15 protein-coding genes and 2 pseudogenes are annotated in these 15,485 nt (G+C 55.1%); all 17 read right to left on the bottom strand.

All coding sequences use genetic code 11. The features are described from left to right. Window positions 1-223: 223 nt before the first annotated feature. The gene (locus tag ALO_RS01955) at window positions 224-541 is read right to left on the bottom strand and encodes a TusE/DsrC/DsvC family sulfur relay protein (protein ID WP_004092280.1); all 318 of its coding nucleotides are present in this window, start codon (window positions 539-541) and stop codon (window positions 224-226) included. A gap of 312 nt (window positions 542-853) precedes the next feature. Beyond that, window positions 854-1,915, bottom strand: a complete 1,062-nt coding sequence (dsrB, locus tag ALO_RS01950; protein WP_004092272.1) for a dissimilatory-type sulfite reductase subunit beta — start codon at window positions 1,913-1,915, stop codon at window positions 854-856. Further along, window positions 1,902-3,101 carry a dissimilatory-type sulfite reductase subunit alpha gene (gene dsrA, locus ALO_RS01945; RefSeq protein ID WP_004092271.1) on the bottom strand — a complete coding sequence of 400 codons (1,200 nt, stop codon included), beginning with the start codon at window positions 3,099-3,101 and terminating at the stop codon, window positions 1,902-1,904. Before dsrA ends, dsrB begins: the two co-directional genes overlap by 14 nt. A 185-nt stretch (window positions 3,102-3,286) precedes the next feature. Beyond that, on the bottom strand, window positions 3,287-3,469 hold the full coding sequence (locus ALO_RS01940; protein ID WP_004092270.1) for a 4Fe-4S dicluster domain-containing protein: 183 nt from the start codon (window positions 3,467-3,469) through the stop codon (window positions 3,287-3,289). A 224-nt stretch (window positions 3,470-3,693) separates the two neighbouring features. Then, window positions 3,694-4,632 carry a selenium metabolism-associated LysR family transcriptional regulator gene (locus ALO_RS01935; protein ID WP_004092268.1) on the bottom strand — a complete coding sequence of 313 codons (939 nt, stop codon included), beginning with the start codon at window positions 4,630-4,632 and terminating at the stop codon, window positions 3,694-3,696. Window positions 4,633-4,641: 9 nt separating this feature from the next. After that, window positions 4,642-5,013 carry a cytochrome c maturation protein CcmE domain-containing protein gene (locus tag ALO_RS01930; RefSeq protein ID WP_004092266.1) on the bottom strand — a complete coding sequence of 124 codons (372 nt, stop codon included), beginning with the start codon at window positions 5,011-5,013 and terminating at the stop codon, window positions 4,642-4,644. Next, complete coding sequence (ccsA, locus tag ALO_RS01925) at window positions 5,010-5,666, bottom strand: cytochrome c biogenesis protein (protein WP_004092257.1); 657 nt, start codon at window positions 5,664-5,666, stop codon at window positions 5,010-5,012. Before ccsA ends, ALO_RS01930 begins: the two co-directional genes overlap by 4 nt. Before the next feature lie 11 nt (window positions 5,667-5,677). Beyond that, window positions 5,678-6,355, bottom strand: a complete 678-nt coding sequence (locus ALO_RS01920) for a heme exporter protein CcmB (protein ID WP_004092254.1) — start codon at window positions 6,353-6,355, stop codon at window positions 5,678-5,680. After that, a complete protein-coding gene (locus ALO_RS01915) occupies window positions 6,327-6,962 on the bottom strand; it encodes an ABC transporter ATP-binding protein (protein ID WP_004092252.1) in 636 nt (211 codons plus the stop codon). The genes ALO_RS01920 and ALO_RS01915 overlap by 29 nt, the downstream gene beginning before the upstream one ends. A 124-nt stretch (window positions 6,963-7,086) precedes the next feature. After that, window positions 7,087-7,298 (bottom strand): annotated as a pseudogene (locus ALO_RS01910) (XdhC family protein); the annotation flags it as partial. Between the two features lie 103 nt (window positions 7,299-7,401). Then, window positions 7,402-8,166, bottom strand: coding sequence for an XdhC family protein (locus tag ALO_RS01905; protein WP_004092247.1), 765 nt, complete (start codon window positions 8,164-8,166; stop codon window positions 7,402-7,404). A gap of 149 nt (window positions 8,167-8,315) precedes the next feature. Continuing rightward, on the bottom strand, window positions 8,316-8,774 hold the full coding sequence (locus ALO_RS01900) for a DVU_1555 family C-GCAxxG-C-C protein (RefSeq protein WP_004092244.1): 459 nt from the start codon (window positions 8,772-8,774) through the stop codon (window positions 8,316-8,318). Continuing rightward, window positions 8,764-9,395, bottom strand: a pseudogene (gene cobC, locus ALO_RS01895) (alpha-ribazole phosphatase). The gene ALO_RS01900 and the pseudogene cobC overlap by 11 nt, the downstream one beginning before the upstream one ends. After that, window positions 9,352-10,746, bottom strand: coding sequence for a DVU_1553 family AMP-dependent CoA ligase (locus ALO_RS01890; RefSeq protein ID WP_004092238.1), 1,395 nt, complete (start codon window positions 10,744-10,746; stop codon window positions 9,352-9,354). The pseudogene cobC and the gene ALO_RS01890 overlap by 44 nt, the downstream one beginning before the upstream one ends. Then, window positions 10,743-12,149, bottom strand: a complete 1,407-nt coding sequence (gene trsS, locus ALO_RS01885; RefSeq protein ID WP_004092232.1) for a radical SAM (seleno)protein TrsS — start codon at window positions 12,147-12,149, stop codon at window positions 10,743-10,745. The genes ALO_RS01890 and trsS overlap by 4 nt, the downstream gene beginning before the upstream one ends. Next, window positions 12,146-13,300, bottom strand: a complete 1,155-nt coding sequence (locus ALO_RS01880; RefSeq protein WP_004092230.1) for a DVU_1551 family NTP transferase — start codon at window positions 13,298-13,300, stop codon at window positions 12,146-12,148. The genes trsS and ALO_RS01880 overlap by 4 nt, the downstream gene beginning before the upstream one ends. Window positions 13,301-13,454: 154 nt before the next feature. Next, the gene (locus ALO_RS01875; RefSeq protein WP_004092227.1) at window positions 13,455-15,461 is read right to left on the bottom strand and encodes a sigma-54-dependent Fis family transcriptional regulator; all 2,007 of its coding nucleotides are present in this window, start codon (window positions 15,459-15,461) and stop codon (window positions 13,455-13,457) included. Window positions 15,462-15,485: the final 24 nt, after the last annotated feature.

Raw genomic sequence — 15,485 nt, 5'->3', positions numbered from 1 at the left:
CGCCAGGATCGTCAGAGACAGAGCGATAATAATCGCCCAAGTATCTTCCCTTTTGATAAAAGGCAGACTGGACTGGGGTTTAGGAGCTTCCTGTTTGACTACCGGAGCTGTTGTCATGGCAAACCCTCCTGATACAGCCATTCAAGCTGTTTTCCACTCTGTTAAACCGCTCACATATTTGACCAAAAGGCAGGGCGGAAGGTCCGCCCTCCTTACTTCACTTTTACACACAACCGGTGGGTTTGGGCAGACCGGCCAGTTTACAAGCCCCCTTAGCCGGACCGGAGGGAAACAGTTCGTATATTTCTTTCAGGGAAAACCCTGTATCCTTGCATAATTTCCGGATCATGGGGGCAATCCCGTACTGCTTGAAATAATCCCTCAGGTAATTGATCACTTTCCAGTGTTGTTCCGTCAAGGCTTCGATGCCTTCATCCTTAGCAAAAACCTCCACCAGATCGGTACTCCACACCGCCGGATCCACAATGAATCCGTCTTCATCCACTTCAATCGCCACACCTTTAACTAAAATATCTCCCATGGCGCTTCCTCCTTCTTTTTCAAATTGGTGCCTAAAATCGCTCCTGGGTAAAACCCATCTGCTGCCTCAAATCTGGAACCGTTCAAAGAGGTCCAGAGGCTAGGTAAGAGCAACGCCTGCGTTGCCGTACAGTGAAGAAATTAAGTGACTTTTCGGCTTATGCGAGATCATCACTATCGCCACTTTCCCGAAAAGTCGCGAATTCTGATACAGCGCGACAAGGACGGGCGTGAGACTGTACGTTCGGGAGGTACGTCGAACGCCCGCAGGAGGCTGAAGTGACGCAGATGGGCCTTTTTCAACGGTCCCCTCCTAGAAGCGGAATTGGGTAGTAGACCGGAAGGTCGTCGTCGCGTGGGTGAAGTCGTCAATATGTTTATCAGTAAACGGCAGACCCGTTTTCTCAAAAAACCGTTCCCAGCCGATACGGTCGATCCACTCGCCCATCCGCTCGCCTTCCCGGGCACTGGCGGCCCAGACTTCCACCAGATGTTTTACCGCATTGGTAACTTCCGGCCAGCGGGGCGGATTATTGGGCAAATAAGGGATAGCCAGGCGGGAGAATTTCGGTGCGGTCCTGGCGTTGGAAACTTTGCCGCCCACCCAGATGGACACGCCGTCATTGACCGGGTCCATAATCTTGATAGCCGGGCAAACTACGGTACAGTTAGCGCACATCATGCATTTTTCATGATTGATTTCCACGCTCTTGGTTTTAGGATTTGGCCTGATTGCCCCGGTAGGACAGGCAGCGATCGTGGTGGGAATCTCGCAGCGCCCCACCAGCAATTCATCATTGACCCGGGGCGGTGTCCGGTGAATGCCGACGATGGAGATATCCGAGCAGTGACAGGCGCCGCACATATTGACGCAGCAGGCCACCGCAATCCTGAGCCGGGCCGGCACCTTGATCTCACCGGTGAAATAGGGATGCAGTTCATCCATAACATCCTTGACGATGCCGGAAGCGTCGGTAACCGCGCTCTTACAGTGGATCCAGCCCTGAGTATGAACCACGTTGCTGATGGAGTGACCGCCCCCGCCGATCATATAGCCCTTGGCTACCAGATCTTTAATCAGCGGCTCCAGCTTGCTTTCATCCGACACCAAAAACTCTGCATTATTCCTGGTGGTAAACCGTAAATAACCGTCGCAATAAGTATCGGCAATATCAGAGATGCTGCGGATGTATTCACTGCTGACAAGGCGCGGCGAAGCGATCCGCACCGAATAAAGGACATCGCCCGTATCACTGACATGTTTAAGAACGCCGGGGCGGGGGATAGTGTGATATTTCCACTGACCGTAATTTTTTTGAATGACAGGGGGAATCAATTCCCGGTAATCGGGCGGGCCAAAATCATTTCTCGCCATGTTTTTCTACCTCCTCCGGATACCAGAAGATATAGGGGTTGCTGCGGGGAGCATGGACCATCTGCGGCAGAGGCGGCAGGCCGATTTCTTTCAAAAATACGCTCAAGCCTATGCGGTCGATCAGTTCTCCCACCCGTTCGCGGTTCTTGCCGTGCTCAGCCCACCAGTCGGTGATCTTGTCGACGAGATCTTTAAACTCATTAAACGGCGGCTCCATTTTCATAAACGGCACCAGCACCCAGCCAATCATAGCGCCTTTAACCACCGGCGCCTTACCACCGATCAGGAGGGATGCGCCCCGTTCCTTGCCGATCCGCAATGCCTTGGGCATTGCGTTAATACAGTGCATACAGTGCACACAGTCTTCTGTCCGCAATTCCAGTTCCTGCTTTTGGCTGTCCCAGTCAATGGCAGCAGTGGGACACTTGCGGATAACCCGGTCAAAGATATTGAAGCCGTTGTTCACATACTCCCGCACCGCTGCCTGGTCAATCAGCAGCGCGTCGCGCCATACCCCGATAACCGCCAGGTCGGACCGGGCCGAGGCGGCGGCGCAGTCATTAGGACAGGCCGAAACTTTGATTTTGAACTTATAGGGCCAGGCCGGCCGGTGAAGTTCATTCTGATAATGCATGGTGATTTCGCGGGTAATTTCCATGCTGTCGATACAGGCCGTAGCGCAGCGAGCCTGCCCTACGCAGCAGCTGGGAGTCCGCAGAGCCCCGCCGGACCCGCCTAAGTCAAAGCCCACATCCGCCAGTTCATCCACACAAGGCTGCAGGTTCTCGGTGGTAGTACCCAGTAGAATAATATCGCCGGTAGAGCCGTGCATGTTGTACAGGCCGCTGCCGTATTTGTCCCAAACGTCCGCCATGTCCCGCAGTTTTTTCGTGGTATAGAAGAATCCCGCCGGCTGATTGACCCTGATAGTGTGAAATTCCTTAGCATGGGGGAATCGCTCGGGATCATCGGAATAACGTCCGACAACACCTCCGCCGTATCCTTTAACCCCTACAATGCCACCGTGTTTCCAATGACCGATTTTTTCCCGATAAGACGCTTCCAGCTGGCGCAACAGGTCCCGTGCGCCGGGATTTTTAGCCGCCGCTCTTTTAATTTCCTTAACAAAACTTGGCCATTCGCCCTTTTCCAATTCATCCAGCAACGGTGTTTTCAATTCGTCCATGGGTTCACCTCCTAATAAAATCCCCTAAAGAATCCCTTGCAGAACTCATCTGCAGCCTAGAATCTGAGACCGTTCAAAAAGGTTTAGACGAGGACGAGCGTGAGACTGTACGTTCCCGGAGGGTACGTCGAACGTACGCCCGCAGGAGGCTGAAGTGACGCAGATGAGCCTTTTTCAACGGTCTCCTAATATTCGTCCACCTGGATCGCCCCTACAGGGCATATCAGCATACAGCTCTGACACCCCATACAGTCGTCGCCCACCACCTGGGATTTATCCCCTTCCAATTTCAATACGCCGCCAGGACAGGCATTGGCGCACTCGCCGCAACCATTGCAGGCATCTTGGTCAACGGTTACAACAAACAAATTTTACTCCTCCCTTGTGAAAATGATAACTATCTTTTGCATCCCCCCACACACTAAATACCTCTACGAATCCCCACTAACAATCTATTCCTCTATGCCCATTTTACTCTAGATTGTTTTGCTCCGTAAAATTGAAAATTCCGATAAATTGCATAGGTTTCTCCGATACAAAAAATAAAAACCGGAAGCAGTTCGCCTGCCTCCGGTCAGATAATCATATCCCTTTATTCACCATCGCCGCATCTGCCGCTTGCACCTGGCATCCGCATTGTCTCGGTAAAAAACTTCATAAACCGGTCAACAACCCGGGTCTTGAACTTTTCCTTATGTGAAATCATAGCAAAAGCCCGTTCAACCGGTCCTTCCTGCAAGGGAATGATTCTTACCTCTCCCCGCTGGATTTCCTGTTCCACTGCCAACCGGGAAACCGCGGTAATCCCCACGCCGGCTTTCACCGCTTCTTTCACCGCCTGGGTGCTGCCCAGTTCCATGACGATCCGCAGGCTGTTGCTGCCGTAGCCGCATATCTGAATGAACTGTTCAAACACCTTTCTCGTGCCGGAGTCTGATTCCCGTAAAACCCAGCGCTCATTAAAAATACCGGGCAATGTAACGGTAACGTTCTCGTCCTGAAGTTCCGGATAAGAGACTGCGGCAATTACGACCAGTTCATCGCCATAGAACGGCTGACATCGGACAACGCCGGCGGAATTAAACGGCCCTTCAACAAATCCAATATCAACGCCGCCGGCGATGACCATGGAGGTAACGTGTTCTGTGTTGCCGACATCCATCGACACCTCGACCTGGGGATATTGCTGACTGAACCTGACCAGCATCCGGGGCATGAGATATTCGCCGATGGTCAGGCTGGCCCCGATATGAAGCTTGCCGTCAACAGTATCTGTCAGCCCGGTTATGGTCTGACGCGCTTCATGATATAGACGCTCAAGTTCGTTGGCGTAGGGATACAACCTCAGTCCGGCTTCGGTAGGATAAATGCGCCGCTGGATCCGGTCAAACAGTTTTACACCATAGTACTTTTCCAAGTTCTGCACCTGCTGGCTGACCGAAGACTGGGCCATATGAAGCTCCTGAGCGGCAAGGGAAAAACTCTTTTTTTCCACTACAGTTTTAAAAATCTGCAATTGGATGTCCAGCATACGTCCCCCTTATGGCTTTGCTTCGCCAGCCTGATATTTCGACGGACATTTTACCAGCAGCTGATCCGCCAGGAACCGGCCGTCGCTATATTTACCGATTACCACGATCCCTGTGGACCGGTCGAGACCATCATGCATCAGGCCGCGGTAATAGACCGGAACCTCTTCCCCAGTGTCATCCCGCAGGATGAATTGCAGCTCGTTCCCATTGGCCTCGATTGCTTTATCCCTGACCAGCATACCCCGGACCTGCACGCTGCCCTTGATGTTCCTGGCCTGAGCAAAAGTAACATAGGGAGTTAAAGCTGTGCGGAAGGAATAAGCGCTGAAGGCGATAAATGCCAGGATCATGCCGATTCCTATCATGTGGCGCTTCTTCATCCTTCCAGCCTTCCCTTTACTTTCACAGCAGATAATTTTTGCTTTGACGCAATCAGGGATACCAGCCAGAAAAAGATACCGCTGCAGGCGATCACCGCAGCCAGCAGCACGTACAGCATGACCGGGTCCATGTCCAAATTACCCGCGCGATTAATAATGGGCTCCGGATGCAGCGAAGCATAGAACCGTGGAATGACAAATACCAAAAACGGCACTGTAACCACTGACAGCAGCGCATAGACCGAGGATATCCTGGCCCGGACGTCCTCATCTTCCAGGGAAGCCCGCAGGACGAGATATGCCCCATAAATCAGGAGCAGAACAAAAATCGTCGTCTGCCGGGGGTCCCAGTTCCAATAGGCGCCCCAGGTCAGTTTGGCGAATACGGCGCCGCTGACCGTGGCCAGAAGGCAAAATACAAAACCCAGCAAAGCCGCGGCAGCGCTTTTTTGGTCATCCTGCCCCTCACCGCTCTTTAAATACCGGCAGGCCCACCATGCTGCCGCAAAAAAGGCCAGCACCGACACCCAGGCTACAGGAATATGAAAATAGGCGATTCGCACCAGTTCTCCCAGCCCTTCGGCAGGAGGCACCAGATAAAATACTGCCCAGATTACAACAGCCGTCCAGATTGCCAAACCATAACGCCACATAATATTCCTCCCTATTCCCGCCACAGATAATCAAACAAAATCGTTGCGGCAGCGATCACACTGACGTCATATCCCAACATAAATCCATAGTATGCCGTATCAACCGTCACCTGGGAAAATACCTGCTTCGTCGCCTGAATGGCCGCCAGAAACTGGGGCAAAAGCAAGGGAAAGGTCAGGACGGTAAAGAGAGTCCCTTTGCCTTTGGCCGGCGTCACCAATGCGGCGGTGAGAGTCGAAACCGAAGCCAGTCCGGCAACGCCCAGGAGAGTCACAGCCGCGAACTCACCCCAATGCCAGACCTGAACGTTGAAAAATAAAATAAATAAAGGCACGATGATAAACAGCAGCCCGGTCAGCAAAATCAGGTTAAACAGCAATTTTCCAAACAACACTGCCTGGGCCCCCGCATAGATACATAGCGCAACCAGCGTTCCCGCATCCTGTTCCTGGACAAATACCCGGGACAGACCGGACATGGCCGAAAAAAACAGTATCACCCAAAACAGAGCCGCCAAAAGGGAGGCCGGCAAGTCGGCGCCGCCGAGACTCATGCTGATACTGGAAAGGGTAATCAGAGTAAACATGCCAAGGGAAGCAAAGATATAACGGGAACGGTATTCGCCCAGGGCGTCTTTCTTTAAGACTGCCTGGATTGCTCTAGCCCAGAGTAATAGATTTTGTGGCATATTCTACCTCCGCTGGCTCATTGGTGGCGAGAATGACGGTCTTTTCCCGGCTGAGGACGGAATGTACCAATTGCCTCAGCCAGACCCTGCCCTCGCCGTCAAGATTGGAGGAGGGCTCGTCCAAAATCCAGCAAGCCGGGTTCACTGCCAGCAGCACGGCGAACTTTAGCCGCTGTTTCATGCCGGTGGAGTAAGTGTGCACCCGGTTTGACGCTGCCCGGACCAGACCTGCTGTCCGGCAGCAGGCGGCGATTTCGCCGGCGCTCACGGACAGGCCCCGTGTCCGGCAGAAAAATCCTACGTTCTCCTCGCCGGTCAAATGCTGATACATGACCACTTCCGGCGAAACCATGCCAAAGTATTCAAACCATTCATCCCGATTCAAGTCTTGCCCGTTCCGGGAATAAGAAACCTTTCCCTCTGAAGCCTTAAGCAGCCCGGCCATGACTTTTAATAGTGTGGACTTGCCTGAACCGTTGCTGCCGGTGACTGTCAGGCAATCCCCCGGTTCGACGGCAAGATTCAGATCCCGGAACAACTCCCGGTCTTTGTAGCGCTTGCCGATACCGGCAAGCGCAATGCCAATGCGGCACTCCATCCCCTTCATGTCTTTGCATCCGCTCCAAATAAAATATCTGCTTATATAGTTCCCGTAAAAAAATGCAAAATCCTGCCTCAACTGTAATTAAACAGCCCACAGCCCAAGAAAAAGCTGCAGGCCACATTTTCAACTAAACTACTTGGATAAATAATTCCATCGTCCCGCCGCACACCATTCCTTCGTCAGCAGCCACCTCATTCAAGAGATTCACGGTATACAGCCCGGATTGATTGTCATCCAGCGCCATTAATGCCTGCAGCCTGGCATCGGCTTCACCGCAGCCGCCGCCGATGGTCCCGATGCAGCGGCCGTCCGGCAGTACCAGCATCTTGCTGCCGGCCTTGCGGGGGTGGAGCCGCGGGTATCCACAACAGTAACCAGAGCGAAACGTTCACCGTTTTTTTTCCGGTGGCAGATTTGTTCTAACATGGTCTGATCCATGGCATTATTCCCCCTTTTTCCTGCTCAAAGGGCGGCCTGACCCGCCGCCGCGATAAGTCATGATCAGTTCCGCCACAATGCTGACGGCGATTTCTGCGGGGGTCTGGGCTTTGATATCCAGGCCGACAGGGGACCGCAGTCTCTGAAGAAGCTCTTTGGAAACGCCTTCTCCCTCTATGAGGGACAGCACCTCCCGGACCCGCCTTTGGCTGCCGATCATCCCCAGATAAAAGGCCTTGCTGTTTACGGTAGCCCGCAGGCACTCCAGATCATACCTGTGACCTCTGGTGACAATCATGACAGAGGTTGCCGCATCAATTTTCAAACCGGCCAGGGCTTTTTGAAAGTTGTCGCAGATGACCAGCCGGGCGCCGGGGAACCGTGAGGGATTGGCGAATTCAGGGCGGTCATCAATTACAGTCACATTAAAATCCAACATGGACAGCATCTGCACCAGAGGCTGGCTAATGTGCCCACCGCCCAGAACAATGGCCCGCGCCTCGCTTTCGACTCTGTCCCAAAAAAGCCGATAATGCCCGCCGGCTGTGTCGCTGACAGTAAAAGTGACAGGCTTAGTCCAAGCCATTGCCCGGACTGTTTCGGCAATCTTGCCGGCTGCCGCCTCATCCAGTTCGCCTTCCATATGCCCATTAGAATGCAGAAGCAGCATCTTCCCGATGTATTTTCGATGATCCGGTGAACTGTCAATCACCGTTATAATATCCGACATACGTCCCTCATTTACGACAGACAGCAACTTTTCGAACATAACCGTCGTCCCCTCTCTCCCCGTTATGAATTCCTGCCTTCTTAGGAACAGAAGGATGAAGGCTGCAAGTAGCCCCCTTCCTGCATAATTTCTGTACTTATCTGATTGGTTCCTCTTTATGGCTAATGGAGCGAGCTCCTCGATTCGAATCAGATCATTGCCTCACCCGTGTCGGTCTTAGCGACAAATCCGTTATACTCCAGAAGTTCCATAGCTTTAAAATATGTCTCGCTGACCATAGCCGGGCAGCGGGTCATCCGGTTCCAGGGATCATCGTTCAAAATAGTCCGGCAGTCAATGCCGCCATATTCCTTGCCGAATTTTTCTTCAAACCATATCGCCAGCTCCTCAATCATCACATTCAGCATCCGGTCTTCCTTTTCTTCCAGTTTCCCTCTTCCCGCATACAGGCCTAAAAGGCAAACCGCCCCAGTCAGAGCGCCGCAATTTTTGCCGGTAAACCCTAAACCCCCGGCCAATCCATTCATGGCCCGGATTAAGCCGGGATTGCTCCCCCCCTGCCGTTCCAGTCCCAGGATCAGGAGGATCTGGCTGCAATGAAACCCCTGCAGGTGCAATTGGGTCATGCGGGCCATCTCATCGGACATTAGGCATCCCTCCCGTCGTTTTTTTATCAGTACCTGCGCTAACATTCACCAATTGGACCTGATACCCCGAACCGCTGCTCCGGATGATATTGAGACAGCCGTAATCCTGACCGATGCGAAACAGATTGGCCAGAGGAATCCCCAAAACATGGCATAAAATCAGGCGATTGACCCCTGCATGGCCGGCGATGGCAATATGACCGGCGGAAGACTGTAAAATATCATGAAAGGCAGCGGTCACCCGCCGGCTGCAGTCGGCAAAACTTTCGCCGCCGGGAACGCGGCAGCCGCCGATATCCGCGCCACGGGCCTTAAACTCTCCGGGAAACGCCGGGCAATAGAGTCAAAAGTCTGGCCTTCCCATTCGCCCAGGCTGATTTCCCGCAGCTCTTCCCGAGGCAGCACGGCCGCATTGCTGCCGTCGGCAATAATTTCGGCGGTTTGCCGGGAACGGGAAAGGTCGCTGCAGTATAGGGCGCTGATCTCTGCCCCGGCCAGCCTGTGCCGCAGGCAGCGGGCCTGCTCCCGGCCCGGTTCGCTTAGCGGCAAGTCCAGCTGCCCGATATAGCGCCGCCGCTCATCCGCCAATTGAATTTTCCCGTGCCGGCAAAGATAGATCATCCTGGCTTCCATCCGACTGATTCAACTCCCTGATGATTCTCTTGGCAGTACCGGGGAAAAGCGTATCTCCCTGGAGACTGATTTCCATCGTTACTTTCAACGTGCGATCCCGACGGGAGCCGCATATTGCCGGCACCTGACGCAGGGCCGCTTCTATGCTGCGCTTTGCAGCTTCCCTGTCCTGTCCCGCCGTCATAGCTGTAATCCTCAGCTTGGCGGCCCTTTGCCGGTCATCCACTGCGGCGGTGAAGCCAATCAAGCCGGGCAGGTCAAAGAGGGCTTCATCCAGATCCGCCAGGGAAAAAGACCGGTTCCCGGCAGTCAGAATCCGGCTGCCGGTCCTGGCCGCAATGGGCTCCAAACGCCGCAGCACTGTGCCGCAAGGGCATGGTTCCGTCAAAAAGCGGGAAAGGTCCCCTGTGCGGTAGCGGATGAGAGGCATTCCCTGGCGGGTCAGGGTGGTGAACACTACCTCGCCTTCCTGTCCTGCCGGTACAGACTCTCCGGTGAGAGGATCAATAATTTCAAAATATAAATCGGCTTCCCGCAAATGGTAACCAGCGTGGGCTTCGCAGTCCAGGCCTCCGCCCAGACCCATTTCAGTCATGCCGTAATGCTGGAAGACCCGGCAGCCCCAGATTCGCTCCAATTCCCGGGAAACAGCCGCCGGAACATGATCCGTGCTGAGCAGCAGGCTCTTTAACCGAACGGAATAACCCTTATTCTCCCCATAGTGGGCTAACGCCAGGACCTGGGCCGGGATGCCGACCAGGGAGTCTGCCTGTTGCCGCATCATAAGGGCCAAGGTGTCCGGCAGGTTGGTTACCGCGCCGTGGAGAACGGGTTCCGCCCCCAGCCGGTTGAGAGCGGCGGCCAAGAGCGACCCCACGCTGCCGTTGCGTTCTCCCGGCAGCAAAACCAAGACTTTTTGGCCGGATGTCACTAAACCGGACATGCCTTGCTGAAAAAAATCAACGGTCAACTCCTGATCCGAAGGAGTAAAATACAGACGCTTGGGTTGTCCGGCGGTGCCGGAAGTGTCCATTGTCACCACCCGGCTGATTTCCCCCTGGGACACAGTCAGAAACTGCAGGCCCTGCTGCCGGATGTCAGCAGCAGAAGTAAAGGGAAAACAGCCTAAATCAGACAGGCGGCCGAGGTCTCTCGCTGCCAGGCCCTTGAACAACCTGCGGTAAAACGGGCTGTGTTCCCTGGCTGACCGGATGACTTGCCGCAGCTTGTGCAGCTGATACTGCTGGATGTGTTCCCTGGTCAGGGATGGAGCGTTTACCCCGATTTTTTGCATGATCCAGGCCTCCAGCGGGGTTTTGGCGATGCCCTTCCCGCTCACGAGGGCTGCGGAAGCTGCCAGCCGGGACGGTAAAGAGGCCGGCCCTCCCTGTCGGTCAAATTATAGGCGCAAAAGGGTATAATCCGCGCATCGGGGCTTACCACATGGATAAAACAGTCCCGCAGCCGCTCCAGTTCCAGATTCCAGACATCCTGAAAAGCCATGCCGGACACGCAGAAGGAAAATTCTCCCACCCGCTTTAAAAAAACGTCCAAACTATCCAGATTCATGGCGCAGTCTTCTGAAGCCCTTTCCTCATCTGCCCCCGCGGCCTGGCTGCAGCAGGAGCCGGCCCAGTGCCTGGCCACAAAGGCCTGGGCTTTCCTGGCTCCTTCCGCCGCCGGCTGCGGCGGACAACAGCATGCCTGCCGCCGGCTCAAAGCTTTCAGCTCGCCGTCAGCCATCACAACATAATGCGCGCTGAACGAGCAATAGGAATTTTCCGCTCCCGGGGGATGAAAATCCTCAGCCTTCATACGGCCTCCCGTTTGCTCCTCAATGGCCCGCAACACTTCCGGAATGGTAATCCGCTCCTTGTCTGAAGGGGGTTGGGGATAACGGCCAAAATAGCTCACCGGCTGAAAATGAACCCCCCGCACTGTGGGCATCAAAGACAGGGCAAGCTGCAGAATGCCGCCGATATCCAGCCGGTTCACGCCCGGCGCCAGAGTAGGCACCAGGACCACGCCTAATTGCTGCCGGGCGCAGTTGTCGACGGCGGCTTTTTTGACGTCCAGCAAGGCTTTGCCCCGCATGGTTTCATAGACCCGGTCGCTGGTTCCATCAAACTGCAGAAAAACACAGTCTAAACCGGCCTGCTTCAGTCGCTCTGCATAGCCTGGTTCTCTTGCCAGTCGCAGGCCATTGGTATTCAGCTGAAAGAAAGTAAAGCCCAAAGACCGCCCCAACGCGATAATGTTCGGCAGATCATCCCGCAGGGTAGGTTCGCCGCCCGACAGCTGGATATTATAGGGTCCGCCGCTGGCCAGCAGCAGGCGATACCAGTTTTCAACCGTCTTCAGATCGGGGTCCTCCCGGGTGTGATCGCCGCCGGCGAAAGCGAAACAAACCGGGCAGTTTAAATTGCAGCGCTGGGTGACTTCCAGCAAAACGCAGCAGGTATGCTGGCGATGATCCGGACATAAGCCGCAGTCAAAGGGGCATCCCTTCTCTGCCGGCTGGGCGCACACAGGCGGCTGCGAGGGCAGTTTAGTCACAGCCCAGGAGTGATACGCCGGCTGTCCCCGCCAGATGATTGTCCTGAAGCCGCCGTGGTCCGGACAGGATTTCGCCAGGTATACATCATCCCCTGCGGCCAGGCGCTGGGCCGGTATGCGCCTGAGGCACACCGGGCACAGACTTTCCGTGGTGCTCAATACCTCCTCTGTCTCTCCCAGTTTCATCTTATACCTTCCTTTCCTGCTCCGGCAGGGCATACCGTCGCTAAATCGGCGCCTAAAAGCAGTTCTGCCTTTGCGCCGATTCTTTGCGCCGTTGACCGCCGTTTTTCAATCAGAGGCAATACAGCCTCATCGGCGGCAAACCGTTGCAAAGAAGGGCGAAACCGCTCATCCACAGAAACAATCCGGTCGCCTTGCACCAGTTTATCCGCCAGGTATACGACCGCCGCTTCATCCAGCGGCGACTCTTCTTCAAAGGCGATATCGCCATGAACAGCCACGATGGCCGCCACCTTCGGATAGCCCAGGCGGCGCAAAATATTCGCCCCATAACGGGCATGATCCGGTTTTCCTTTGGCCAAATCATGCAGCAGCCCCGCTGCCGCCACCAGCTCCAGATTAAGTCCCAGCCCCGCCTGATTCAGGCTGTCAGCCAGCCGCCAGGCCACTGCCGACACCAGCCGGCTGTGCCTGACCACCGGCTCCGGCGCAGCCCGCTTGCGCAAAATGGCTTCACACTCCGCTAAAGCCGGTGCCTCCCGCCGGGCAAATAAGCGGCAAATATTCTCATAATCCTCCCCTGTGTCCAGGTCGGCTGCAATTCCCCCATCCTGTACCTCAGCCTCCTCGGCCCAGGCTTCATACCGGGCCAGCAGCGGCCGCAGTCCCCCTTGTCCCTGCCAGGCCAGGATTTCCGGAAACAGGCGGGATGAAAGCAGCGGCGGGTGCCCCCGCTCACCCTGAATTACGGGATAACAGACATAGGGGCTTAGTTTACGGTAGGTCCGGCATAAGACTTTCAGCGTATGGCTTTTTACCAGAGGCATATCCCCCGGCAGCAGAAAGCAGGCCTGAGTTGCGGCGGCAAGAGTCTTTACGCCGCTTACGACGGAGGAGTACATGCCCTGGCTATATTGTTCATTCACTACCCACCGGACCCGGGCCCGTTCCAGCACCGGTATCAGTTCCCCGGCCCGGTGGCCCGCCACGACGGTAATATCCTTAATACCCGCCCGGCGAAAATTGCGGATGACCTGCTCAATCACGGTAGAATCGCCCAAAGGCAGTAACGGCTTAAACTGCGGCGCACGGGACGAATACCCGGCAGCCAGGATAAGGGCGGCTATATTTTCTCTTTCGCCGAAACTGCTCACGCCATTCCCTCCACTACTTTATGTCTTCCAGGAACCTATGGCCAAACGCATCTGCAGCTTCGAATCCGGGACCGTTCAAAAAGGTCCAGATGCTAGGAAGGGCTGCGAGAGCGCGCGCAGCCCTGACAACGCAGATGGGCCTCTTTCAACGGTCCTAATTGCGTATGGAATGCCGCCGCATCTTATCGTACAATGTTTTCCGCGAGACGCCCAGTTCTCTTGCCACCTGGCTGACATTGCCGGCATGTACATCCAGCAGTGTCAGGATTCTGTGCCGTTCCGCATCTTTGGCCAGTTTTTGCCTTTGCTCCCGGCACTCGAGAACGGGGACTGCCGGCAATAAAGCAACCGCTGGAAGATGTCCGGCAGGCAGGCTGATTTCGACTGGCAGATGCCGCAAGGCAATCACGCCGGTTTCCGCCAGGCTGGCCGCTCTTTCCACCACGTTCTGCAATTCCCGCACATTACCCGGCCAGTTGTACCGCTGCAGGCAGTCCATCACTTCCGGCTCGACGTAAAGACTGCAGCGCCGGTCCCGTCCCAGCTTTTCCATAAAGCAGGTGAACAAGAGCGGGATGTCTTCCCTGCGGTCACGCAGGGGGGGAATGGTGATGGTCACCACATTGAGCCGGTAAAATAAATCTTGCCGGAAGGAGCCTTTTTCCACTTCCTTGCGTAAGTTTTTATTGGTGGCGCAAATCAGCCGCACATTCACCGGAATCATTCTATCGCCGCCGATCCGCATCACCTTTTTTTCCTGTATGACTCTGAGCAGGGAAATTTGCTGCTCCAGCGGCATATCGCCGATTTCATCCAGAAACAGGGTGCCCCCGGCGGCCAACTCAAACTTTCCCGGCTTGCCGCCGCGTTTGGCGCCGGTAAAGGCCCCCTCTTCATAGCCAAACAGCTCACTGCCGATCAATTCCCGCGGAATGGCGCCGCAGTTTAAGGCGATAAACGGCCCGGCATGCTGGGCGCTGCGGTTATGAATGGCCTGGGCGAAGATCTCTTTGCCGGTGCCGCTTTCGCCCTGCAGCAGGATATTCGACGAATTAATCGCCGTCAGGGAAGCCAGCCGTACGGCTTCGCGAATCTCCACGCTTTCCCCGATAATATCATGAAACTGCAGGGTGGCGGAGTAGCCGCTAAAGCGATTGACCAGGTTTTGCACCTGTTTGATCGGCCGCAAAATGATAATGCCGCCGGTGACTGCGCCCTGCTCATTGACCACCGGCTCGCCGGAAGCCAGGCACTGGCACGGGCCGTATTGGGTATCAGCCATGACCGCCCTGTCGGTATAGGGTTCGTGAGCAGCTGATACTTTGCTTTTGCCGGATTCTTTCCCCTCAAACAGCTGCTGCACCGGCTGCCCCAGAATATCTTCCCTGGCGTGGCCGAAAATCTTCCAGGCCGCCGGATTGATCTCTGTTACCATGTCATTTTGGTCAATCATGATCACGCCGTCGGAGACGGCATTAAAGAAATTGGTCAACCGGTTGTTGATGATGGCCAGCTCCTGGTTCTTGCGCCGGATGTTCAGCTGGGCCGTGATGGCTTCCGCCGCCGCCGCCACCATCCCCAGGGTATGCAAATGGGATAGATGCGAGGCGCCCGACATATCCAGAATTCCGATGATCCGCCCGTCGGAATAAAGAATGGGTGCGGCGGAACAAGTCAGGCAGTGATGCTTCTGACGAAAATGTTCCGCCCCTGACACCTGAATGGGTTCTCCCAGGACCAGCGCTGTGCCGATGGCATTGGTCCCCGCTTCTTCCTCATGCCAGCTGGCGCCCCGGAAGAAATCCTGGGTCATGGGATTGGTCAGGGTATCTTCGTCGTCAAACAGCTCCATGATATGACCGTTTTCATCCGTTAATACCACCACAAAACCCGAGCCCCTCACAAACTGATATAGATTAGCCATAAAGGGCTTGGCAATTTTGATGAGCATTTCCTTTTCCTGCAGCACTTTATGCAGCGTCACGGCGTCCAGGGACCGGTGGGGCGCCAGGCTGCAGGGGCTGACTCCCGCCTGAAAACATCGGAACCATGATTCGGCGATCCGGGGCCGGACATGACTGGGGTTATGCTTTTTGGAGGATATAAACCTGCCCCATTCGCCCAGAATATTGTCAAAAGTGCCCAAAGTAGTGGCTTTCATGCCATTCACCTCGTTGTGCAGCTG

Source organism: Acetonema longum DSM 6540 (genome assembly GCF_000219125.1).
GTDB lineage: Bacteria > Bacillota > Negativicutes > Sporomusales > Acetonemataceae > Acetonema > Acetonema longum.
The sequence above is the reverse complement of the archived record's forward strand: the minus strand, read 5'-3'. Positions and strand labels throughout refer to the sequence as shown.